This window comes from Pukyongia salina (assembly GCF_002966125.1).
In the GTDB taxonomy this organism is placed as follows: domain Bacteria; phylum Bacteroidota; class Bacteroidia; order Flavobacteriales; family Flavobacteriaceae; genus Pukyongia; species Pukyongia salina.
Map to the genome: position 1 here is coordinate 316,434 of NZ_CP027062.1, position 22,265 is coordinate 338,698.

The 22,265-nt window shown below is 41.6% G+C and carries 18 protein-coding genes and 5 tRNA genes; 1 reads left to right on the forward strand and 22 read right to left on the reverse strand.

Annotated elements, in window-relative coordinates:
- Positions 1-296 precede the first annotated feature (296 nt).
- A complete protein-coding gene (locus tag C5O00_RS01390; RefSeq protein WP_105214256.1) occupies positions 297-887 on the forward strand; it encodes a hypothetical protein in 591 nt (196 codons plus the stop codon).
- Between the two features lie 61 nt (positions 888-948).
- Here C5O00_RS01390 and C5O00_RS01395 read toward each other — a convergent pair whose 3' ends face one another.
- The 22 genes from C5O00_RS01395 to C5O00_RS01505 form a co-directional block, all read right to left on the reverse strand.
- The gene (locus tag C5O00_RS01395; RefSeq protein ID WP_105214257.1) at positions 949-1,263 is read right to left on the reverse strand and encodes a DUF3467 domain-containing protein; all 315 of its coding nucleotides are present in this window, start codon (positions 1,261-1,263) and stop codon (positions 949-951) included.
- A 51-nt stretch (positions 1,264-1,314) separates the two neighbouring features.
- A complete protein-coding gene (gene rpoC / locus C5O00_RS01400; RefSeq protein ID WP_105214259.1) occupies positions 1,315-5,613 on the reverse strand; it encodes a DNA-directed RNA polymerase subunit beta' in 4,299 nt (1,432 codons plus the stop codon).
- 94 nt (positions 5,614-5,707) lie between these two features.
- Positions 5,708-9,520, reverse strand: a complete 3,813-nt coding sequence (gene rpoB / locus C5O00_RS01405; protein ID WP_105214261.1) for a DNA-directed RNA polymerase subunit beta — start codon at positions 9,518-9,520, stop codon at positions 5,708-5,710.
- 136 nt (positions 9,521-9,656) lie between these two features.
- Positions 9,657-10,034: a 50S ribosomal protein L7/L12 gene (gene rplL / locus C5O00_RS01410; RefSeq protein ID WP_105214263.1), complete on the reverse strand. Its 378-nt coding sequence runs from the start codon at positions 10,032-10,034 to the stop codon at positions 9,657-9,659.
- A gap of 52 nt (positions 10,035-10,086) precedes the next feature.
- Positions 10,087-10,608, reverse strand: a complete 522-nt coding sequence (gene rplJ, locus C5O00_RS01415) for a 50S ribosomal protein L10 (protein WP_105214265.1) — start codon at positions 10,606-10,608, stop codon at positions 10,087-10,089.
- Positions 10,609-10,619: 11 nt separating this feature from the next.
- Positions 10,620-11,315: a 50S ribosomal protein L1 gene (gene rplA / locus C5O00_RS01420; RefSeq protein WP_105214267.1), complete on the reverse strand. Its 696-nt coding sequence runs from the start codon at positions 11,313-11,315 to the stop codon at positions 10,620-10,622.
- A 21-nt stretch (positions 11,316-11,336) separates the two neighbouring features.
- Positions 11,337-11,774, reverse strand: coding sequence for a 50S ribosomal protein L11 (gene rplK, locus C5O00_RS01425; protein ID WP_105214269.1), 438 nt, complete (start codon positions 11,772-11,774; stop codon positions 11,337-11,339).
- Between the two features lie 72 nt (positions 11,775-11,846).
- Positions 11,847-12,401, reverse strand: a complete 555-nt coding sequence (gene nusG / locus C5O00_RS01430) for a transcription termination/antitermination protein NusG (protein ID WP_105214271.1) — start codon at positions 12,399-12,401, stop codon at positions 11,847-11,849.
- A 1-nt stretch (position 12,402) separates the two neighbouring features.
- Complete coding sequence (gene secE / locus C5O00_RS01435; RefSeq protein ID WP_105214273.1) at positions 12,403-12,591, reverse strand: preprotein translocase subunit SecE; 189 nt, start codon at positions 12,589-12,591, stop codon at positions 12,403-12,405.
- A 25-nt stretch (positions 12,592-12,616) separates the two neighbouring features.
- Positions 12,617-12,689: transfer RNA gene (locus C5O00_RS01440), tRNA-Trp, on the reverse strand.
- Between the two features lie 135 nt (positions 12,690-12,824).
- Entirely contained in the window at positions 12,825-14,012 is a 1,188-nt protein-coding gene (tuf, locus tag C5O00_RS01445) for an elongation factor Tu (protein WP_105214275.1), read from the reverse strand.
- A 52-nt stretch (positions 14,013-14,064) separates the two neighbouring features.
- Positions 14,065-14,136: transfer RNA gene (locus tag C5O00_RS01450), tRNA-Thr, on the reverse strand.
- An 83-nt stretch (positions 14,137-14,219) separates the two neighbouring features.
- A tRNA-Gly gene (locus C5O00_RS01455) sits at positions 14,220-14,292 on the reverse strand.
- Positions 14,293-14,940: 648 nt separating this feature from the next.
- Positions 14,941-15,023 (reverse strand) — tRNA-Tyr (locus C5O00_RS01465).
- A 46-nt stretch (positions 15,024-15,069) separates the two neighbouring features.
- Positions 15,070-15,143: transfer RNA gene (locus C5O00_RS01470), tRNA-Thr, on the reverse strand.
- A gap of 100 nt (positions 15,144-15,243) precedes the next feature.
- Positions 15,244-15,546, reverse strand: coding sequence for a ribosome hibernation-promoting factor, HPF/YfiA family (gene hpf, locus C5O00_RS01475; protein WP_105214278.1), 303 nt, complete (start codon positions 15,544-15,546; stop codon positions 15,244-15,246).
- Positions 15,547-15,656: 110 nt separating this feature from the next.
- Positions 15,657-16,547 carry a tyrosine-type recombinase/integrase gene (locus tag C5O00_RS01480; protein WP_105214280.1) on the reverse strand — a complete coding sequence of 297 codons (891 nt, stop codon included), beginning with the start codon at positions 16,545-16,547 and terminating at the stop codon, positions 15,657-15,659.
- Positions 16,548-16,679: 132 nt separating this feature from the next.
- Positions 16,680-16,874 (reverse strand): 30S ribosomal protein S21, encoded by a 195-nt coding sequence (gene rpsU, locus C5O00_RS01485; RefSeq protein ID WP_105214282.1) that lies wholly within the window; start codon positions 16,872-16,874, stop codon positions 16,680-16,682.
- A gap of 79 nt (positions 16,875-16,953) precedes the next feature.
- Entirely contained in the window at positions 16,954-18,387 is a 1,434-nt protein-coding gene (locus tag C5O00_RS01490; RefSeq protein WP_244593012.1) for a carboxypeptidase-like regulatory domain-containing protein, read from the reverse strand.
- Between the two features lie 71 nt (positions 18,388-18,458).
- On the reverse strand, positions 18,459-19,625 hold the full coding sequence (locus C5O00_RS01495; protein ID WP_105214284.1) for an acyl-CoA dehydrogenase family protein: 1,167 nt from the start codon (positions 19,623-19,625) through the stop codon (positions 18,459-18,461).
- A 73-nt stretch (positions 19,626-19,698) separates the two neighbouring features.
- A complete protein-coding gene (locus tag C5O00_RS01500) occupies positions 19,699-20,577 on the reverse strand; it encodes a helix-hairpin-helix domain-containing protein (protein ID WP_105214286.1) in 879 nt (292 codons plus the stop codon).
- Positions 20,578-20,625: 48 nt separating this feature from the next.
- Entirely contained in the window at positions 20,626-22,224 is a 1,599-nt protein-coding gene (locus tag C5O00_RS01505; RefSeq protein ID WP_105214288.1) for an alanine/glycine:cation symporter family protein, read from the reverse strand.
- Positions 22,225-22,265: the final 41 nt, after the last annotated feature.

A 22,265-nucleotide genomic window follows, 5' to 3' on the forward strand; every position in this document is an offset into this window, starting at 1 on the left:
ACATATATCTTCTCATAAAACATGTAGTCCAATTATTAATTGATGATATAGGAGTCCATTAATTTAATTTTGATAGCCGTAAATGTGAAGCAAAAATTGATTCAAAAAATCACCTAAAATGAGAGATTTTAGAAGATGAAAATGTTAAATCAATCTATCAGCTTTGCAGTTTATCGATATTAAAAGTTTGTTATCGAATAATATGTTAAAACTGCGTAATACTAATCTTACATATTTTGTTGATATGGGGTTCTTGTATACTTTTGCCCACCCAAAACTCCCAATTACAATTACTTATGAATTACATTTTATCTATCCTAACTCTTTTCATGTCGGTTTCTCTATTCGCTCAAGTGGGTATAGGAACCACAAATCCTCAGGCAACACTCGATGTAAACGGAACCTTGAGAATTAATACAACCGATCAGGAATCGGTTATAACCAACAAACTTGGAGGCTTAAATAATGACGGTACGTTTAGAGAAGTTGAAATAGGAGGCAATCTTGAACTTAAAAACAATGTTCTAAGTATTAAAAAGGCAACTGATCATTCGTTTGGATCCATCATTCTTCCGGTTAAAACGAATCACGATGTAGATCTTCTAATTGGCGATGGTGAACTAAATGAGGGCAAAAGTATCATTAGGATTTACAATCTATTACTTGGTGAGAGTAAATTAACCGGTATTAAAGCTGGGTACGATGGCCAAAGTGTGTGGCTTTATCCCCAGGATGGAAAATTAAAACTCCAGGCCAACGACAATAATTCATTGCCTGTTAACCATATAGAATCGAATAATAAAAGTGGAGCAAAACAATATGGAATGATCAATATTGTTTATGACGGAACCAGACAGAAATGGATTATCATGCAGAATAACGAATAATTAGTTAATTTCAGATGGTCTTTGAAATTCAAAAAAAAACCCCGCAATTGCGGGGTTTTTTTTATGCTTCTCCAGTTGGCCCGAAATTTATCGGGATAGGTGGTTGCTGATAATCTTTTATTTCCCCATGTGCATTTTCAAAGCGCTGTACATTATCGCTTAGCGCTTTTAAAAAACGCTTGGCGTGTTGTGGTGTCAACACGATCCTGGACTTGACCTTACTTTTAGGTACGCCGGGCATAATGGTTACAAAATCGACCACAAACTCAGATTGCGAATGATTTATAATAGCCAGGTTACTGTATATACCCTGGGCGACATCGGCATCTAGTTCGATATTGATCTGTCCTTGTTTTGGTTTTTTATCTTCAGCCATAATTCTTTCTTTAAACAACTTGCGCTCCGGTGAGGAGCGCAAGTGTATTATTTAGTTATAATTAACTTCTTGTTTCTCGCGGGTCATTTCTTCAAGCTCCTCCTTGGATCCTACGATGATCGTATCGTATTCTCTCATACCGGTACCGGCAGGGATCTTGTGTCCTACAATTACATTCTCCTTCAATCCTTCTAGAGTATCTACCTTACCGCTCACAGCAGCCTCGTTCAATACTTTAGTAGTCTCCTGGAAGGAAGCAGCAGAGATGAACGACTTGGTTTGTAGCGACGCTCTCGTAATACCCTGAAGAATTGGCGTAGCCGTTGCCGGCACAGCGTCTCTTGCTTCAGCAAGGGCCTTATCGGCTCTCTTCAGTATAGAGTTCTCATCTCTTAATTCTCTAGGTGAAATGATCTGTCCTTCTTTTAGGTGTTCAGAATCTCCTGCGCTAGTAACCACCTTCATGCCAAAGATCTTGTCGTTCTCCTCGATGAAATCGTCTTTATGCGCAAGCTCATTCTCAAGGAATGTCGTGTCTCCACTATCAACAATACGTACTTTACGCATCATTTGGCGAACCACAACCTCAAAGTGCTTATCGTTGATCTTCACACCTTGCAGTCGGTATACTTCCTGAACTTCATTCACAAGATACTGTTGAACTGCAGATGGCCCTTTGATCCTTAGAATATCTTCTGGTGTGATAGATCCATCAGACAATGGCATTCCGGCACGAACATAATCGTTTTCCTGCACCAAGATCTGATTGGAAAGCTTCACAAGATATTTCTTGATCTCTCCTAGTTTAGATTCGATGATGATCTCACGGTTACCTCTCTTGATCTTTCCAAAGGAAACAACGCCATCAATCTCACTTACTACAGCCGGATTGGATGGGTTACGCGCTTCGAATAATTCGGTAACTCTTGGCAGACCACCCGTAATATCACCGGATTTGGCCGATTTACGAGGAATCTTCACAAGGATCTTACCTATCTTGATCTTATCGCCATCGTCCACCATAAGGTGAGCACCTACCGGTAGGTTGTACGAACGAATAACTTCATCCTTCTTCCCTAATATGTGTAGAGTTGGGATCTTCTTCTTATCTCTGGATTCGGAAATTACTTTTTCCTGGAATCCAGTTTGTTCATCTATCTCAACCTGGTAAGTGATACCCTGTTCTATATTCTCATACTTTATCTTCCCGGCAAATTCGGAAATGATCACCCCGTTATAAGGATCCCACTGACAAACAACCGTTCCTTCTTTAAGCTTCTGCCCATTCTTCACATAGATAGAAGATCCGTAAGGAATATTATTTGTACTTAAAGTAATGCCTGTCTTCTCGTCGATAAGCTTGATCTCTGAAGTTCGGGAAATAACAATATCCACTGTTTTTCCTTCATTATCCTCACCCTTTACGGTTTTAAGATCTTCAATCTCTGCTTTCCCGTCGAACTTGGTTACCAGTTTATTTTCTTCGGAAATGTTTCCGGCGATACCTCCTACGTGGAACGTACGAAGTGTAAGCTGGGTTCCCGGTTCTCCAATAGACTGTGCTGCTACAACACCAACGGCCTCACCACGCTGAACCATTTTGTTGGTTGCAAGGTTCCTTCCGTAGCATTGAGAACAAATACCTTTCTTCGCCTCACATGTTAGCGCAGATCGTACCTCGACCATTTCGATAGGTGAATTAGAAATAGCTTCCGCAACTTCCTCCGAAATATGATCACCCGAGGCTACCAGCACATCCTTGGTCAATGGGTTGATAACATCATTAAGTGCTGTCCTACCCACAATTCGTTCCTTAAGCGTCTCAACGATCTCTTCATTCTTTTTCAATGCCGAAACCTCGATTCCTCTTAAAGTACCACAATCCTCTTCGTTGATGATCACGTCCTGAGACACATCCACCAATCGTCTGGTTAAGTATCCTGCATCCGCTGTTTTAAGTGCGGTATCGGCAAGACCTTTACGAGCACCGTGTGTAGAGATAAAGTATTCGAGAATCGATAATCCTTCCTTAAAGTTAGACAGGATCGGGTTCTCAATGATCTCTCCACCACCGGAATTAGACTTTTTAGGCTTGGCCATCAGTCCACGCATTCCGGTAAGCTGACGAATCTGTTCTTTAGATCCCCTCGCCCCGGAGTCAAGCATCATATACACCGAGTTAAATCCTTGCTGGTCCTCACGAATACGCTTCATGGACAGTTCGGTTAATTCGGCATTGGTGGCCGTCCAGATATCAATTACCTGGTTGTATCGTTCGTTATTTGTGATAAGACCCATGTTATAATTGGCAATAATGCCATCAACCTGGGTATTCGCATTATCGATCATGGCTTGCTTTTCAGCAGGAATAATAATATCTCCTAAACTGAAGGATAAGCCACCCTCGAAAGCGAATTTATATCCAAGGTCCTTGATCTCATCAAGGAAAGCTGCAGTGATTGGCACGCTTGTTACCTTCAGGATATTACCTATAATATCACGTAAGGATTTCTTGGTAAGTACTTCATTGATGTACCCGGCTTCTTCCGGCACCTTATCATTGAAGATCACTCTACCAATGGTTGTAGTGATGATCTGGTTTACCAGCTCACCTTCTTCATTGAAATCCTTGGTTCTAACTTTTATTTCTGCATTCAGGTCTACTTTCTTCTCGTTATAAGCGATAAATGCTTCTTCAGGAGAATAGAATGTAAGTCCTTCACCCAGTACCTTTTCGGTTTCTGTAGACTTTCTAAGCTTGGTCATATAATACAGACCCAATACCATATCCTGAGATGGTACCGCAACCGGTGATCCATTTGCAGGATTCAGAATATTGTGAGAAGCAAGCATTAATAGCTGTGCTTCCAGGATCGCTTCCGGCCCAAGCGGCAGGTGTACCGCCATCTGGTCCCCATCGAAATCGGCATTAAAGGCCGTACATACCAATGGGTGTAGCTGTATCGCCTTACCTTCAATAAGTTTAGGCTGGAAAGCCTGTATACCAAGTCTGTGTAGTGTAGGGGCCCGGTTTAATAGCACCGGATGTCCTTTCAATACATTTTCCAGGATGTCCCATACAACAGGTTCTTTTTTGTCGATGATCTTCTTGGCAGACTTCACCGTTTTTACGATTCCTCTTTCGATCAGCTTTCGGATCACAAAAGGTTTGTAAAGCTCGGCAGCCATATCCTTCGGAAGACCACATTCGTATAATTTCAGCTCAGGACCTACAACAATTACCGAACGAGCAGAATAATCCACACGTTTACCTAGTAAGTTCTGGCGGAATCGTCCTTGTTTACCTTTCAGGGAATCTGAAAGTGATTTTAACGGACGGTTGCTATCGGTTTTTACTGCTGAAGATTTACGGGTGTTATCGAAAAGTGAATCCACCGATTCCTGAAGCATACGCTTCTCATTACGTAAGATCACTTCAGGAGCTTTGATCTCCATCAATCTCTTAAGACGGTTGTTTCTAATGATCACTCGTCTATACAGGTCGTTAAGATCTGAAGTTGCAAATCTACCTCCATCAAGTGGTACAAGCGGACGTAATTCCGGCGGGATCACAGGCACTACCTTCATGATCATCCATTCGGGTCTGTTCTCACGGTTTTTGTTCGCATCACGCAGGGCTTCCACTACCTGTAATCTTTTCAGGGCTTCGGTCTTACGTTGTTTGGAGGTTTCATTGTTTGCTTTGTGACGAAGTTCGAAAGACAAGGTGTCTAGATCGATCCTGTTCAACAGGTCGATAAGACATTCGGCTCCCATCTTCGCGATAAACTTGTTAGGATCGCTGTCTTCCAGATATAGATTCTCCTGAGGAAGTGAATCGAGGATGTTCAGGTATTCTTCTTCCGTAAGGAAATCCATTTTCTGAACAGGTTCACCTTCTTCATTCTTCGCGATACCTGGCTGAATTACCACATATCGTTCGTAATAAATGATCATATCCAGTTTCTTAGACGGCAATCCAAGAAGGTATCCGATCTTATTTGGAAGTGAACGGAAATACCAGATATGTGCAACAGGCACAACCAGGTTGATGTGTCCTACGCGGTCGCGACGAACCTTTTTCTCGGTTACTTCAACACCACAACGGTCACAAACTATACCCTTGTATCTTATACGTTTATATTTACCACAGGCACATTCGTAATCCTTTACAGGTCCGAATATTCTCTCACAGAAAAGTCCGTCACGCTCTGGTTTGTGCGTACGGTAGTTAATCGTTTCCGGTTTTAGTACTTCTCCACGAGATTCAGCCAATATCGACTCGGGCGAAGCTAAACCAATAGAGATCTTGTTGAATTTCTGTACTGTGTTTTCTTTATTTCTTGCCATAATGCTATGTACTATCCTTTGTTGTTATTTGTTTTCGGAGTGTTTTTTCACTCCTTCTGAAGTTCGGGTTATTCCCCGCCGAAGCGGGGTTTCCCTATTCTTCTAACCTGATATCCAGACCTAATCCTTTCAATTCGTGCATCAATACATTGAAGGATTCCGGAAGTCCCGGCTCTGGCATGGCCTCACCTTTTACGATAGATTCGTAAGTCTTAGCTCTACCGATCACGTCGTCCGACTTAACCGTTAATATCTCACGTAGGGTGCTTGATGCTCCATAGGCTTCAAGTGCCCATACCTCCATCTCACCAAATCGCTGACCACCAAATTGTGCTTTACCACCAAGTGGTTGCTGTGTGATCAATGAGTATGGCCCGATAGAACGTGCGTGCATCTTATCGTCTACCATGTGTCCAAGTTTCAGCATATAGATCACTCCTACTGTTGCAGGTTGATCGAATCGCTGTCCTGTTCCACCATCATATAGATAAGTATGTCCAAATCTTGGAATACCAGCTTTGTCGGTTAATTCGTTGATCTGATCCAATGTGGCACCATCGAAGATAGGAGTAGCATACTTGCTTCCCAATTTCTGTCCGGCCCAACCAAGAACAGTCTCATAGATCTGCCCGATGTTCATACGCGATGGTACCCCTAGTGGGTTAAGTACGATATCAACCGGAGTTCCATCTTCAAGGAACGGCATATCCTCTTCGCGGACGATACGCGCAACAATACCTTTGTTACCGTGACGTCCCGCCATTTTATCTCCTACTTTCAGCTTACGTTTCTTAGCGATATAAACTTTAGCAAGTTTCAGAATACCTGAAGGTAATTCATCACCAACTGAGATAGTAAATTTCTCACGACGCAAATTCCCCTGAAGATCATTTTCCTTGATCTTATAGTTGTGCATCAGGTCTTTTACCATACGATTGGTATCGTCGTCTGTAGTCCAGGTTCCACCGGTTAGGTGAGTATAGTCCTCGACAGCATTCAACATCTTCAGTGTATATTTCTTACCTTTAGGGAAGACTACTTCTCCAAGATCGTTCATTACGCCCTGAGCAGTCTTTCCGCCTACGATCGCAAAAAGTTTTTCAACTAATACTTCTTTCAAAGCATCGAATTTTGCATCGTATTTTGCTTCCAGTTCTGCGATGTCCTCTTTATCTTTGGCTCTCTTACGCTTATCCTTAATGGCACGAGCGAACAACTTCTTGTCAATCACCACACCTCTAAGAGATGGAGAGGCCTTTAAAGAAGCATCTTTCACATCCCCGGCTTTATCACCAAAAATTGCTCTAAGAAGTTTCTCTTCAGGCGTAGGATCACTTTCTCCTTTCGGAGTGATCTTACCTATTAGTATATCCCCCGGCTTCACTTCTGCACCAATACGGATCATTCCGTGTTCATCCAGGTCTTTTGTAGCCTCTTCAGAAACATTAGGAATGTCGTTGGTTAGTTCTTCGTTACCTAATTTGGTATCCCGAACTTCCAGTGAATATTCATCAATATGAATGGAGGTAAAGATATCTTCACGAACCACTTTTTCGGAAATCACGATCGCGTCCTCAAAGTTGTATCCTTTCCATGGCATGAAGGCAACCTTCATGTTTCTACCCAGTGCTAATTCACCGTCTTCTGTAGCATATCCCTGGCAAAGTACTTGTCCTTTCGTCACTCTGTCACCTTTCTTTACAATTGGTTTCAGGTTGATGGAAGTACTCTGGTTCGTTTTTCTAAATTTTATAAGGTTGTATGTTTTACTATCATCATCGAAACTCACCAAACGTTCATCATCTGTACGGTCATACTTGATAACGATCTCGTTTGCATCTACATACTCTACCACACCATCACCTTCTGCATTGATAAGTACTCTCGAATCTGAGGCAACCTGTCTTTCCAGTCCGGTACCAACAATAGGAGCTTCCGCTCTTAATAACGGTACGGCCTGGCGCATCATATTAGATCCCATCAGGGCACGGTTTGCATCATCGTGCTCTAGGAATGGAATTAAAGATGCAGAGATAGAAGCGATCTGGTTTGGAGCAACATCGGCATAGTTAACCTGTTTAGGTTCTACAACCGGGAAGTCACCTTCTTCCCGTGCAATTACACGGTCGCTGTCTATGGTTCCATCTTTCTTTAAAGGGATGTTCGCCTGAGCGATCAGTTTCTCTTCCTCTTCTTCTGCGGAAAGGTAGATAGGTTCGTTCTTTAGGTCGATCTTTCCATTCTCTACCTTGCGATACGGAGTTTCAATAAATCCTAGGTTATTCACTTTCGCATATACCGAAAGTGAGGATATGAGACCGATGTTCGGTCCTTCCGGCGTTTCAATAGGACAAAGTCTTCCGTAGTGCGTATAGTGAACGTCTCGAACTTCGAATCCTGCTCTTTCACGTGAAAGACCTCCAGGCCCTAATGCCGACAGACGACGCTTGTGCGTGATCTCGGCCAGTGGGTTGGTCTGGTCCATGAATTGCGAGAGCTGGTTGGTTCCGAAGAAAGAATTAATTACAGACGACAATGTCTTGGCATTAATAAGATCGATCGGAGTAAATACTTCGTTATCCCGAACGTTCATTCGCTCACGAATGGTACGTGCCATACGTGCAAGTCCAACACCAAATTGCGATGACAACTGCTCCCCTACGGTACGTACACGACGGTTACTAAGGTGGTCAATATCATCGATCTCTGCTTTGGAGTTGATAAGTTCGATAAGGTATTTAACGATGGTTATGATATCCTCTTTGGTAAGCACTTGCTTTTCCATTTCGATATCAAGACCCAGTTTTTTATTCATTCTGTATCGACCAACCTCACCAAGATTATATCGCTGATCACTAAAGAAAAGCTTATTGATGATTCCACGAGCCGTTTCCTCATCGGGTGGTTCGGCATTTCGTAATTGTCGATAAATGTGCTCCACCGCTTCTTTTTCGGAGTTGGTTGGATCCTTCTGAAGGGTGTTATGGATAATGGCATAATCTGCCAGTTGGTTATCCTCTTTGTGAAGCAGAATAGTTTTCGAACCAGATTCCAGGATCTCTTCGATATGTTCTTTTTCAAGCACGGTATCACGATCCAGGATGATCTCGTTACGTTCGATAGATACTACTTCTCCCGTATCTTCATCCACAAAATCCTCATGCCATGTTTTAAGCACACGGGCAGCGAGTTTACGGCCCATGTATTTCTTTAGGCCGGTCTTTGTAGCTTTGATCTCTTCCGCCAGGTCGAAGATCTCAAGGATATCCTTGTCTCTTTCAAAACCAATAGCACGGAAAAGTGTAGTTACGGGTAATTTTTTCTTTCGGTCGATATAAGCGTACATCACGCTGTTGATATCGGTAGCGAATTCTATCCATGATCCTTTAAACGGGATCACACGGGCCGAGTAAAGTTTGGTCCCGTTGGCATGGAATGATTGTCCAAAGAAAACACCTGGAGATCGGTGTAACTGTGATACAACAACACGTTCTGCCCCATTGATACAGAAGGTACCGCTTGGTGTCATATAAGGAATGGTACCAAGGTATACATCCTGCACGATGGTTTCGAAGTCTTCGTGTTCTTCATCGGTACAGTATAATTTCAGGCGTGCCTTAAGTGGTACGCTGTAGGTCAACCCACGTTCGATACACTCTTGTATAGAATAACGTGGAGGATCCACGAAGTAGTCTAAAAATTCTAATACGAATTGATTACGGGTATCGGTGATAGGGAAGTTTTCCATGAAAGTCTTGTAGAGACCTTCGTTACCTCTTTCTTCTGACTTGGTTTCCAGCTGGAAGAAATCCTGGAAGGATTTGATCTGGATGTCCAAAAAGTCGGGATAATCCGGCTTGTTCTGCACAGAGGAAAAATTCAATCTTTCAGTTTGCGTTGCTGACATCTATGGACGGAATTTTAATTAAAAAAACAGTGTGTGCGTATAATCGAAAACTGTCAACCTTTATATACGCAAAATGGTTTAGGCCCATCCCCCCATTGGGGAAGGCCTAAACCTTAAGGTTTGGAACTCGGAGAGCTTACTTAAGCTCAACCTCAGCTCCGGCTTCTTCTAACTGAGCTTTAAGTGCTTCAGCTTCGTCTTTTGCTACTCCTTCTTTAATTGGAGATGGAGCGTTATCAACTAATTCCTTAGCGTCTTTAAGACCGGCACCTGTAAGTTCTTTTACAAGTTTCACTACTGCAAGTTTAGAAGCACCTGCTGCGGTAAGGATTACGTCGAATTCAGACTTTTCTTCAGCGGCGTCACCACCTGCAGCACCACCACCAGCGGCAACAGCTACAGCTGCAGCAGCAGGCTCAATGCCATACTCATCTTTTAATATAGTAGCTAACTCATTAACTTCTTTTACAGTTAAGTTAACCAATTGTTCTGCGAAATCTTTTAAATCTGCCATTTTCTATCGTTTTAATAAATTTTTATATTATAGTTTAATTAGTGCTAAATTTTTAACCTTCTCTTTCCGAAAGGGTTTTAACAATTCCTGCGATTGTTCCTCCACCACTCTTAAGTGCAGAGATAACATTTTTAGCAGGAGATTGAAGTAAGCCGATGATATCTCCAATAACTTCTTCTTTGGATTTGATATTTACCAGGTTGTCGAGTTGATCGTCACCTACGTATACAGCCTCTTCGATATATGCCCCTTTTAGTAAAGGTTTTTCAGATTTTTTTCTGAATTCCTTAATTACTTTTGCCGGTGCATTACCTGTTTCAGAAAACATTAGAGATGTATTTCCTTTAAGTACTTCCGAAAGTTGCCCGAAGTCCTTATCACTACTCTCCATTGCTTTAGAAAGCAAGGTGTTCTTAACTACACTTAATTTCACTCCGGCTTTAAAACAAGCACGACGTAAATTTGAAGTTGAACCTGCGTCCAAACCTGAAATATCAGCCAAATAAATAGTACTGTTTTCAGCTAGCTGTGCAGTTAAATTTTCAATTACTTGCGATTTTTCTTCTCTTGTCATAATCTTCTATTTTACTGCTCGCTAAAGCGTTTGGTATCAATCTCCACAGAAGGGCTCATCGTAGAGGACATGAAAATGCTCTTGATGTAAACACCTTTTGCCGATTGAGGCTTTAACTTTACAAGTGTGGTTATTAGTTCTTTTGCGTTTCCGGCGATCTTCTCTGCATCGAAAGATGCTTTTCCAATAGCGGCGTGAATAATTCCTGTCTTATCAACTTTAAAGTCGATCTTACCGGCTTTCACATCAGAAACAGCTTTAGCAACGTCCATTGTTACTGTACCAGTCTTAGGGTTAGGCATTAAACCACGTGGTCCTAGAACACGTCCTAAAGGCCCTAACTTACCCATTACACTCGGCATAGTAACGATAACGTCAACATCTGTCCAACCTCCTTTGATCTTATCGAGGTACTCGTCTAATCCAACATAATCTGCACCAGCTTCGGTTGCTTCAGCTTCCTTATCGGGAGTTACAAGCGCCAAAACCTTCACGTCTTTTCCTGTACCGTGAGGTAAGGTAACCACTCCACGAACCATTTGGTTTGCTTTACGAGGGTCTACATTAAGACGAACCGCAAGGTCTACAGTTGCATCAAAATTTACGTTGGAGATCTCTTTTATTAAAGCAGAGGCTTCAGATACGGTATAGGTTCTGTCCTCTACCTTACCTTTAGCTTCTTTTTGCTTTTTTGTTAATCTTGCCATTTTTATAGATTCTTTTTCGGTTTAAAAAGGTGCAGCACCTTTTACTTTAACTCCCATTGAACGGGCTGTACCGGCTACCATTTTCATGGCAGACTCTACGGTAAACGCGTTCAGGTCGGGCATTTTGTCTTCTGCAATAGCTCTTACCTGATCCCAGGAAATAGTTGCTACTTTGTTAACATGAGGTTCACCAGAGCCTTTTTTCACTTTGGCGGCCTCAAGGATCTGTACAGCAGCAGGTGGAGTTTTAATAACGAAGTCGAAAGACTTGTCTTTATAAACCGTAATTACCACTGGCAATACTTTTCCTTGTTTGTCCTGGGTTCTGGCATTGAATTGCTTACAGAACTCCATGATGTTAACACCGGCAGCACCTAAGGCTGGTCCAACTGGTGGAGACGGATTAGCGGCTCCTCCACGAACTTGCAACTTAACTACTTTACCTACTTCTTTTGCCATTTTTCAAATTTTAAATCGGAATTTTTCATCGTGGAAGCTTCAGAAAAAAACCTATTATATAGCGTGTAACAATTAAATTTTCTCTACTTGCATATAGCTTAATTCCAGTGGAGTTTTTCTACCAAAAATCTTCACCATTACTTCAAGCTTGCGTTTTTCTTCGTTGATCTTTTCGACGGTTCCGTTAAATCCGTTGAACGGTCCATCTATAACTTTAATGGTTTCACCAATTACATAAGGGATGTTTACATTGTCATCCTGCACCGTAAGTTCGTCTACCTTACCTAACATCCTGTTCACTTCGGCCTGTCTCAACGGGACAGGATCCCCTCCTTTGGTTTCCCCTAAAAATCCTATAACTCCGTTAATAGATTTGATTATATGAGGAATCTCACCGGCCAAACTCGCCTGTATCATGATATATCCCGGAAAGTAAACGCGTTCTTTGTTTACTTTTTTTCCGTTTCTGATCTGAATAACCTTTTCGGTTGGTACTAAGACCTGTTCAATATAATCCTCAAGATTAAGTCGTTTTATCTCAGATTCGATATACGACTTGATCTTATTCTCCTGTCCGCTCACAGAACGAACCACATACCACTTCTTTGTACTTTTAGTTTCGGTCATTTTAAGACTTGATCCAGTTGAAATAAAGCTCTATAATGTTACTGAAAACCTTGTCCACCCCAAATACAGCCAGTGCCAGTACTATCGAAAATACTGCTACAATAACTGTAAGCCTTTGCGCTTCCGCCCAGGTTGGCCAGCTAACATGGTTTCTCAGTTCGTTATAAGACTCTTTTATATAATCTACCATCGTATGGGTGTTATTTCTTTCTTTGCACGGGTTGAGAGACTCGAACTCCCGACACCTGGTTTTGGAGACCAGTGCTCTACCAACTGAGCTAAACCCGTTTTTATATTTCGGGTCACCTTTATAACTTTTGCTATTTGCTCAGCCCCGGCTGCCACCAGGCAGGTAAACCCCGTTATAAAAGTCAAGGCGTCCCGCTTCTGCGGGACACCTTAAGACTTCCTATATAAACGTAATTAGTCTAAAATTTCAGTAACCTGTCCGGCCCCAACAGTTCTACCACCTTCACGGATCGCAAAACGAAGACCAACATTCATGGCAATTGGCTGAATAAGTTCAACTGTAATTGTAAGGTTATCACCTGGCATTACCATTTCAACTCCATCAGGAAGCATGATGTTCCCTGTTACGTCAGTTGTACGAACGTAGAACTGAGGACGGTAGTTGTTGTGGAATGGAGTGTGACGTCCACCTTCTTCTTTTTTAAGGACATATACCTCAGCTTTAAATTTAGCGTGAGGAGTTACAGATCCCTGCTTACAGATTACCATACCACGACGGATATCTGTTTTTTCAATACCTCTTAATAGGATACCTACGTTATCTCCGGCTTCACCTCTGTCTAGGATCTTACGGAACATTTCAACTCCTGTAATAGTAGAAGTTAATTTCTCAGCACCCATACCAATGATATCTACAGGATCTCCTGTGTTTGCAACACCAGTCTCAATACGACCAGTTGCAACAGTACCACGACCTGTAATAGAGAATACGTCCTCGATTGGCATCAAGAATGGCTTATCTACTTCACGAATTGGCTCCTCGATCCAGGTATCAACAGCTTCCATAAGTTCAAGCACGGTATCAACCCACTTTTGCTCACCATTAAGTGCTCCAAGTGCAGATCCTGCGATTACAGGTCCGTTGTCACCATCGTACTCATAGAAAGAAAGAAGATCTCTGATCTCCATCTCAACTAGTTCAAGTAGCTCTTCGTCATCTACCATATCCACTTTGTTCATGAATACAACGATACGAGGAATACCTACCTGACGACCAAGAAGGATGTGCTCACGAGTTTGTGGCATCGGTCCATCTGTAGCGGCAACAACAAGAATAGCTCCGTCCATCTGTGCAGCACCAGTAACCATGTTCTTTACATAATCCGCGTGACCAGGACAGTCAACGTGTGCATAGTGACGATTCGCTGTTTGATATTCTACGTGAGAAGAGTTAATAGTAATACCTCTCTCTTTTTCTTCAGGAGCGTTGTCAATTTGATCAAAAGATCTAGCTTCTGAATACCCAGCATCTGCTAATACTTTAGTAATAGCAGCTGTTAAAGTTGTTTTACCGTGATCTACGTGTCCAATGGTACCTACATTTAAGTGAGGTTTAGACCGATCAAATGTTTCTTTTGCCATCTTGTATGAATTTAATCTTAGTTTATATTAGTGTTTACAATTTGTATTGTTGAGCCAATGACGAGATTTGAACTCGTGACCTCTTCCTTACCAAGGAAACGCTCTACCCCTGAGCTACACCGGCGTAAAGTGCCGAATCTGTTACTACACAGATCCAAGCTTTGCGCCTTCGCAAAGGCTTTAGCCTACGCGAACGCAGGAATTTAGAGCGGGAGACCGGGTTCGAACCGGCGACATTCAGCTTGGAAGGCTGACGCTCTACCAACTGAGCTACTCCCGCTTATTTATATTTTTTAAGGCCTTTTACCCTTAAAAAATTAGTTCCAGTATGTCAATAAAACCACTTTGCTTAGACTTTAAAAGCGTGCAAAGATAATCAATATTTAACTCTACTCCAAATAGTTGAAATGATTACTTGGCGGTTAAAAGATGTAATCCTTGAACTTTGCTTCGTACCGGATTACTAATGAGAATTACCTCGCTCCTCTCAATCATCACTCCCAAAAAATCGGGAAGTATTACCTCGCTTCGCTCAATCACTCCCAAAAAATTAGGAAGGATTACCTCGCTTCGCTCAATTATCAATCCCAAAAAAATCGGGAAGGATTACCTCGCTTCGCTCAATCACTCCCAAAAAATTGGGAAGGATTACCTCGCTTCGCTCAATCACTCCCAAAAAATTGGGAAGGATTACCTCGCTTCGCTCAATCACTCCCAAAAAATTAGGAAGGATTACCTCGCTTCGCTCAATCACTCCCAAAAAATTAGGAAGGATTACCTCGCTTCGCTCAATTATCAATCCCAAAAAAATCGGGAAGGATTACCTCGCTTCGCTCGGTGATCCGTGAAGGGGGACCCTTCACTACAATTTTTAATTCGCAGCCTTACAAAAGCGAGCTTTTGACGACTGCTTTATTAAAAATTGTAGTGGGGAGAGCAGGATTCGAACCTGCGAAGGTAAAAACCAACAGATTTACAGTCTGTCCTCGTTGGCCGCTTGAGTATCTCCCCAAAGCTTTTTAATAAAAATTTTAAAAGAACTTTTTTACTTTTTCTGAGCCGATGGAGGGACTCGAACCCACGACCTGCTGATTACAAATCAGCTGCTCTAGCCAGCTGAGCTACATCGGCTTTTTGCTGTATTTAAGCCATAAAAAAAGTCCGCTATTTCTAACGGACTGCAAATGTATATAAATTATTTAATCAAAAAAACTTTTTTGAGAAAATTTCATCAGGCATGTTGCCTTAGTTTTTCTTTTCGTTTTTTAAGCTGTCGTTCCAATGATTGCACACATTCGTCGGTGCCTGCCTCAAATGTTTTAGCCTCTTTTTTTACAATGAGATCGCCACCGGGAACACTGAGCAAAATCTCTACCGATTTGTTCTCTTTTTCACTGGTTTTCTGAACCTTTAAAAAAACATCGGCAAAAATTATTTTGTCAAAAAACTGCTCCAGCTTATTCAACTTTCTTTCGATGAAATTAATAAGCTTCTGATCGGCTGCGAAATTGGGGGTCTGTACGGTTACTTTCATAGGGCTCTTTCAATTTTCAACTTATACAATATTGATCTCCCTTTCTCAATTAGATCATACTCAAACTAAATGAAAAAGAAGAATCCCATTTGCAAAGTTCTGGTTAATACTCACTTCGTGTTTCTGGGATGCGAGTTCCTGTACACTTCCTTCAGTTGCGCAATGCTATTGTGCGTATAAACCTGAGTGGAAGCAAGACTCGAATGCCCAAGCAGTTCTTTCACTGCGTTTAGGTCGGCACCCTCATTTAACAAGTGGGTCGCAAAAGAATGTCGCAATATATGCGGACTCCTTTTCACCTTTTCGGATGCTAAACTAAAATATGAATTAATTATTCGGTAAACAAGTGTTTCATATATTTTAACTCCCTTTTTAGAAAGCAATAAAAAGTCCTGATCACGGATAGTTTTTAATTCATCCCTGGCTGTTACATACTTGCGAATCGATTCCACAACAGAGGGCAATAACGGTATGATCCGCTCTTTGTTTCTTTTCCCTAAAACCTTAACAGTCGCCTGATCGAGAACAACATCATTACATTTTAGATTTACCAACTCTGCTCTACGCATTCCTGTACTATAAAACAGTTCAACGATAAGTTTATCGCGCAGCCCTTCAAATCCTTCGGCTTCCTGTAATAGAGCCAGCACATCATCGATCTCCTTCTCCGAAAATGGCACCTGCACCTTAGTGGATGTTTTTAACGCTTTATGTTTGGCCAACGGACTAACATCGATCTGTTTCGTCTTCAGTAAGAATTTATAATACGCCTTTAAAGACGACACCTTACGGTTTATACTACGGTTGGATATTCCCTGCTCCACCATTTGCACGATCCAACTTCGAATGATCGAATAAGGGACTTCATTAATGGTATCCACATCATAATTCTTTTTAGAAAACTGGGCAAAAAACTCCAGATCCTTCAAATATGCCGTAACAGTATGGGCAGAATAGTTCTTTTCCAGCTGTAGGTAATCTGTAAACTGAGAGAAGGGCATAGTGCGTTGTAGGTATTTAACTGGTTCCTGGCTAAAGTTACAACTTAAAAAAGTCAATAAAAATTTCAAATCAAGGCAAAAAAAAACCGCCGATGTTCAAAACAACGGCGGTTACATATAATTTATCGTATCCTAGATGTCTTCCTGATCTCTAAGATGCTGGATATATTGAGCTTTCTGAATCTGCGCTCTACGCTTAACAGAAGGCTTCGTGAATTGTTGCCTTTTGCGTAGTTGACGCATAGTCCCCGTACGATCAAATTTTCTTTTGAAACGCTTTAGAGCTCTATCGATATTTTCTCCGTCTTTAACTGGTATAATTAACATAGTGTCATCACCTCCTCTCTTTTGGGATGGCAAATATATAAAGTAATTTATAATTGATCCTTAAGATTTCCAAAAAATATTATTGTTTGAAGAGGGAGGCTCTCTGACTTAGATCCTGGATCAACTTCTCCTCTTCCTCACTTTCCAATAATACATTGTAGCTTTCCCAAAACTTTTCGTTATAAGGCCTGGAGGAAAATATGTCGGCCGACCATTCTTCCTGTTGTAATGCTTCTGAAACCAATTCGGGTTCCTGGATAATCTCTGTGAACAATATCTCCTGAATGGTATAATAGAATTGCTCGTCGCGATCAATCCCCAGTTCCTTTTCTTTTTGCTCCCTGTCTGAAGATCGATCTCCTATATTCACCAATTTTGGTGTCTGGTAATAAAAATAATTGGGATACATCTTCTCGCCATACTCCTTATATGTGATAATGAGTTTATGATTTAACTGGGTTCCGAAAAGGCTCTTACTTCGTCTTTTCTGAACATCGGATGCAGCTATAAGCTCGTATTCAAGACGCTTGATCGCATAGTTATCCCAGTATATATATACCCAACCCTGGGCTTCGAACCCTTCGTTATAGATATTCGGTGTATTCAACCCTACATATTCCTTCCCTCCGGATATCTTTATCTTATAGATCTTTCTTCCGTTATCCACCAGTATCGTGTCCAGGCTAAACTGGTGCGTTTCCAGAACTTCTTCTCCAAACAACGCTTTCTTCATATTGGCATTTCTTACCAGGTTCAATTTCCCTTTCAGTAAGTTGTCCAAACCATTCACCCTTCTGTCGTTCCATCGTATGGCTTCCACCAGGGAAGAGGTCCTTATGGTATCCCTTCTAAGATTTTGAGATCTGATATTGAAGTTTCTAATGCGGTTTTTCAGATAAGAGGCGTAGGCGAACAGACTGTCAACCTCTCTTAGATCATAACTCTTCCTGTTTTCATCTACATTTATCTTCAAATTCCTTCTTGATCCTGAAGCATAACTGGAATCGTATACTGTGATCGCACTTTCAATAAGCCACTTGTATTCCTTCTTATTGCGTTCCTTATGGCGCAAGAAACCCTTTTGCAGGTAAGGCTGTTCCGGGAGATTGTCCGGAAGTTCTTCTATCGCCCTCAGAAATATTTCATTCCCTGTTTTTGGCCGGGTTTCTGCAACCACTACGACCTCGTCCAGGCTTGCGATATCTTCTTCCAGAAAAATATCCATGGAATTATCAAATTCACTTATCACAGTTTTAAAACTCTGATATCCTATGGAGGAGATTATAAGTGTATCGTTCACATGTTCCTGTGGTACAAGTAAAACAAACTTACCATCGGCATTACTAATGGTACCAATCGTGGTATTCTTTATATAAATATTTGCATTCTCAATAGGAAGAAATGTGAGGAAATCTGCTACTTTACTCTTGAGTTCGGTTTGGGCGATCGAGTTACTGCATATAAGTCCAATTACAATAGAGATCGAAAGTTTTACATAGCGTAAATTCATCATTGGTGATAGGTTAAGTTGAAAAATTTATCGGTCGAAATATAAGACTTATAACGCGAACAACCTTAAATGTATCAGGTGGCCGGCTTGTATTTCTTGCCGTCGATCACGATCTTTGCTATGATCTCCCGAAGTATTTCTGAAGTTCCTCCGCCTATAGGTCCTAAACGGCTATCTCTCAGATTTCGTGCCAAAGGATATTCTTCCACATAACCATAGCCCCCCAGTAGCTGCAAACAATCGTATGCAACCTCATCGGCTACACGAGTTGAGACTAGCTTCGCCATACTTGCTTCCTTGACCACATATTTTTTCTTACCTACCTGATAGGCCGTACTGTAATTAAAGGATTTGCACATTTCAACCTCACTTGCCATTTGGGCCACTCTATGACGTAATGCCTGAAACTTATCTATCGACTTACCAAAGGCGGTTCGTTCCTTCATATACTGTATGGTATACTCCAGAGCCCATTCACTACGCGCATGAGCATTGATAGCCATCACTATTCGTTCAAGCGCTAAATGCTGCATTAAATAACCAAATCCTTTTTTTTCTGCTCCCAAGAGGTTCTTCGCCGGGACTTTTACATTGTCAAACGCAATCTCCCCGGTATCACTTGCTCTCCAACCCAGTTTGTCTAGTTTGGTCGCCGAGACTCCCGGAGTATCCCTGTCCACTACAAAAAGACTTATCCCCCTGCTACCTAACTCAGGATGAGTTTTGGCAGAAACCACCAGGTAGTCACTGTACACCCCGTTGGTAATAAAGGTCTTCGACCCATTTATGATATAGTGATCACCTTCCTTAACTGCTGTGGTTCGCATCCCGCCAACATCGCTTCCGGCAAAGGGTTCTGTAATACACAAACAACCTATCATATCTCCTGTTATACTTGCAGTAAGATACTTTTGCTTTATTTCTTCACTGCCTTCTGCGTTCAAATGAGACATAGCAAGGTAAGGGTGTACCCACATTGCTGCGGCAAAACCACCGGAGCGGATCTTCTGCAATTCTTCCAGGTAAATAACGAGATAAAAGATATCCAGATCGAGGCCGCCGTATTTTTCCGGGTATGAAATTCCAAAGTAACCCATCTCTCCCATCTTCTTCCAAATAAAACGTTCGATGTGGCCGGTCTTTTCCCATTTTTCAATATGGGGAACCACTTCCTTATGCAGGAAATCCCGAAAGCTCTTTCTGAAAAACTCATGTTCCTCGGTAAAATATAGTTCGTTCATATATTCGTCTGAATTTTTATCAATTTCGGAAAATAGTTGAAATGATCGTACCCGAAACTGAGAAAGCAATAATTTATTCTGTGGACAAATATAACCTAATTAGCCGTAATTCACGGGCTGAGATACCTTCAATTTTTTCTAATTCAGACAGATTTTCAAGGCCTTCCCTTACACGTACAAACTCCCAAATCTTTTTCGCTTTCTCAAAGGATATGCCTGGAATAGTAGCAATTTCGGATGCAGAAACCTCATTAATTTTCATCTTATCAATATCAATTTGAGTTTTTACCGCAAATCGATTCATAATCCGCTCAATAACTTCCTCCTTCAGGCCATACACCGCGTACAAGTGTTCTTCAGAAGCAAATCCACCTATTTTATTTCTATAAGCAACAATTCTTTTGCTTAAGGTCTTTCCTACTCCATAGATCTCCTCCAACTGAGTTGCTGTTGCCGTATTCAGGTCTTTTTTTTCTGAAAAATCTAACTCCCTGTCGAAATTGTTTACGTAATTCTTTCCAGATTTTTTCCTGTTAGTTACCCATTCCGGAAAATTAAAATACACGCTTATCTCTTTCAGAAGTGAATCTGAAACTCCTGTTACCTTCTTGAATTCTGAAACAGAGTTAATCCATTTTCCCTGTTCCCGGTAGGCTTTCAGTTTATCGAATTCGGAAACAGAGAGTCCCAGAGTGTAGGCTTTATATTCTGTTAGGTAATTTGGATTGAAGGGATAGATCTCTCTTGTATTTTTTTCTTTCTGAACCCTTTTCAGAGAATCCATTTCTGCCTGAAGCTTTTCTACCATAGGTGCGCTCATATCCAGCTTGGTTTTGGCCTCGAATTCTACGAAAACATTTAAAGCGATCAAAGAAAGAACTAGGGCTAATAAACGAAAGATCCCATCACGCTGACCTCTGTCGAAAGTGAGATGGGATCTTAACCAATTCATAACTCCTTACATTTTCATGGGGAGTTAGAATTGTTATTTTATATCGCTTTAACGTGCAAGCTTTATAGCGTCCAGGTATCTTCGTAATTGTTTTTTCACTACCGGGAATAGGAAATAAAGCCCTATCATGTTAGGGAATACCATAGCAAAGATCATGGCATCAGAGAAGGCCCAGATAGAATCCATACTTGCCGCAGCACCTATCACAACGAAGGTACAGAATAGCAGTTTATAGATAAGGTCAGCCCGCTTTCCTCTTCCGAAAAGATACTTCCACGACTGAAGTCCGTAATAAGACCATGAGATCATCGTCGATACTGCGAACAGCACCACTGCTATGGTTAAAAATATTTTAGAATAAGGAATGTATTCGGCGAAAGCTTTAGAGGTGATTCCTGCCCCTTCGTAGGTAGCTCCATCGATGATCACCACACCTGCTCCGGTTGCATCTCCATATTCGAAGAAACCACCAAAATTAAAGATGATAATTACCAGGGCTGTCATTGTACAGATAACTACTGTATCTATAAAAGGTTCAAGGAGGGCTACTAACCCCTCACTAGCCGAATATTTGGTTCGTACCGCAGAGTGAGCTATAGAAGCCGAACCAGCTCCTGCCTCGTTAGAGAAAGCTGCTCTTTGGAAACCTACTAATAATACCCCTATAAGACTACCTACTCCAATTGCCGTAGGTTTGAACGCCTCTGCAAAGATCAAACTAAAGGCATCATCAACCAATGAGAAATTGCTTCCAATGATATAAAGACAACATACTACATATAGTACGGCCATAAAAGGAACGATCTTTTCGGTAACGGAAGCAATTCGCTTAATACCTCCAATGATAATGATCCCCACCAGGATAGCCAGTACAACTCCTACAAGAGTCCCTGCACCTGTGCTCTCCCAATCGAATAATTCTTTAATAACTATGGTTGCCTGGTTGGATTGTGCTGCATTACCTCCTCCAAACGATCCTCCAATACAGAAGATAGCAAACAGGACGGCTGTGATCTTACCCAACATGGCAAACCCTTTTTCTTTCAATCCTTTCGACAAATAATACATAGGTCCGCCATATACGGTTCCATTCTCATCTACGTCCCTGTATTGTACCCCTAGTGTACATTCCACAAACTTAGTGGACATTCCCAGAAGCCCGCAAACTATCATCCAAAAGGTGGCACCGGGCCCGCCCAGGGCGATTACCAGGGCAACACCTGCAATATTACCGTTTCCAACAGTACCTGAAACTGCTGTTGCCAGGGCCTGGAAGTGACTTACCTCTCCTTCCTTACTTTCATCCCTAATAGTATCTCTAATATCGCCATCCACTGCTGCTGCCGTGTCTCCAACCTCGTGATGGTCTATTTCATCGTATTTTCCGCGAACTGTATTTATCGCTTTACCGAAAAAACGAATATTAGGAAATCCAAAGACCAACGTAAAGAAGGCCGCACTCACTACTAACAAGATCAATACAAAGGGGATCCCTCCAATCTCGAAGAATATCACCTGGGTAAAGAAATCGGAAACAGGCTGAAAGGCCTGATCGATCTTTTGATCGAAACCAACATCTTCGGTTTCCTGTGCAAATGTTATAATGGGGATGAGAAAAGAAAATAGTGAGAGAAGATATTTCTTCATAATTGGATTTTTAGTTAGATACTGGTTAAAAGCAAGGCAAG

Bases quoted from the DNA above. Each gene is read 5' to 3' on its own strand.
- C5O00_RS01390 (WP_105214256.1), top strand. From the start codon at position 297: ATGAATTACATTTTATCTATCCTAACTCTTTTCATGTCGGTTTCTCTA.
- C5O00_RS01395 (WP_105214257.1), bottom strand. From the start codon at position 1,263: ATGGCTGAAGATAAAAAACCAAAACAAGGACAGATCAATATCGAACTA.
- rpoC (WP_105214259.1), bottom strand. From the start codon at position 5,613: ATGGCAAGAAATAAAGAAAACACAGTACAGAAATTCAACAAGATCTCT.
- rpoB (WP_105214261.1), bottom strand. From the start codon at position 9,520: ATGTCAGCAACGCAAACTGAAAGATTGAATTTTTCCTCTGTGCAGAAC.
- rplL (WP_105214263.1), bottom strand. From the start codon at position 10,034: ATGGCAGATTTAAAAGATTTCGCAGAACAATTGGTTAACTTAACTGTA.
- rplJ (WP_105214265.1), bottom strand. From the start codon at position 10,608: ATGACAAGAGAAGAAAAATCGCAAGTAATTGAAAATTTAACTGCACAG.
- rplA (WP_105214267.1), bottom strand. From the start codon at position 11,315: ATGGCAAGATTAACAAAAAAGCAAAAAGAAGCTAAAGGTAAGGTAGAG.
- rplK (WP_105214269.1), bottom strand. From the start codon at position 11,774: ATGGCAAAAGAAGTAGGTAAAGTAGTTAAGTTGCAAGTTCGTGGAGGA.
- nusG (WP_105214271.1), bottom strand. From the start codon at position 12,401: ATGACCGAAACTAAAAGTACAAAGAAGTGGTATGTGGTTCGTTCTGTG.
- secE (WP_105214273.1), bottom strand. From the start codon at position 12,591: ATGGTAGATTATATAAAAGAGTCTTATAACGAACTGAGAAACCATGTT.
- tuf (WP_105214275.1), bottom strand. From the start codon at position 14,012: ATGGCAAAAGAAACATTTGATCGGTCTAAACCTCACTTAAATGTAGGT.
- hpf (WP_105214278.1), bottom strand. From the start codon at position 15,546: ATGAAAGTAACCGTACAGACCCCCAATTTCGCAGCCGATCAGAAGCTT.
- C5O00_RS01480 (WP_105214280.1), bottom strand. From the start codon at position 16,547: ATGCCCTTCTCTCAGTTTACAGATTACCTACAGCTGGAAAAGAACTAT.
- rpsU (WP_105214282.1), bottom strand. From the start codon at position 16,874: ATGTTAATTATACCAGTTAAAGACGGAGAAAATATCGATAGAGCTCTA.
- C5O00_RS01490 (WP_244593012.1), bottom strand. From the start codon at position 18,387: ATGATGAATTTACGCTATGTAAAACTTTCGATCTCTATTGTAATTGGA.
- C5O00_RS01495 (WP_105214284.1), bottom strand. From the start codon at position 19,625: ATGAACGAACTATATTTTACCGAGGAACATGAGTTTTTCAGAAAGAGC.
- C5O00_RS01500 (WP_105214286.1), bottom strand. From the start codon at position 20,577: ATGAATTGGTTAAGATCCCATCTCACTTTCGACAGAGGTCAGCGTGAT.
- C5O00_RS01505 (WP_105214288.1), bottom strand. From the start codon at position 22,224: ATGAAGAAATATCTTCTCTCACTATTTTCTTTTCTCATCCCCATTATA.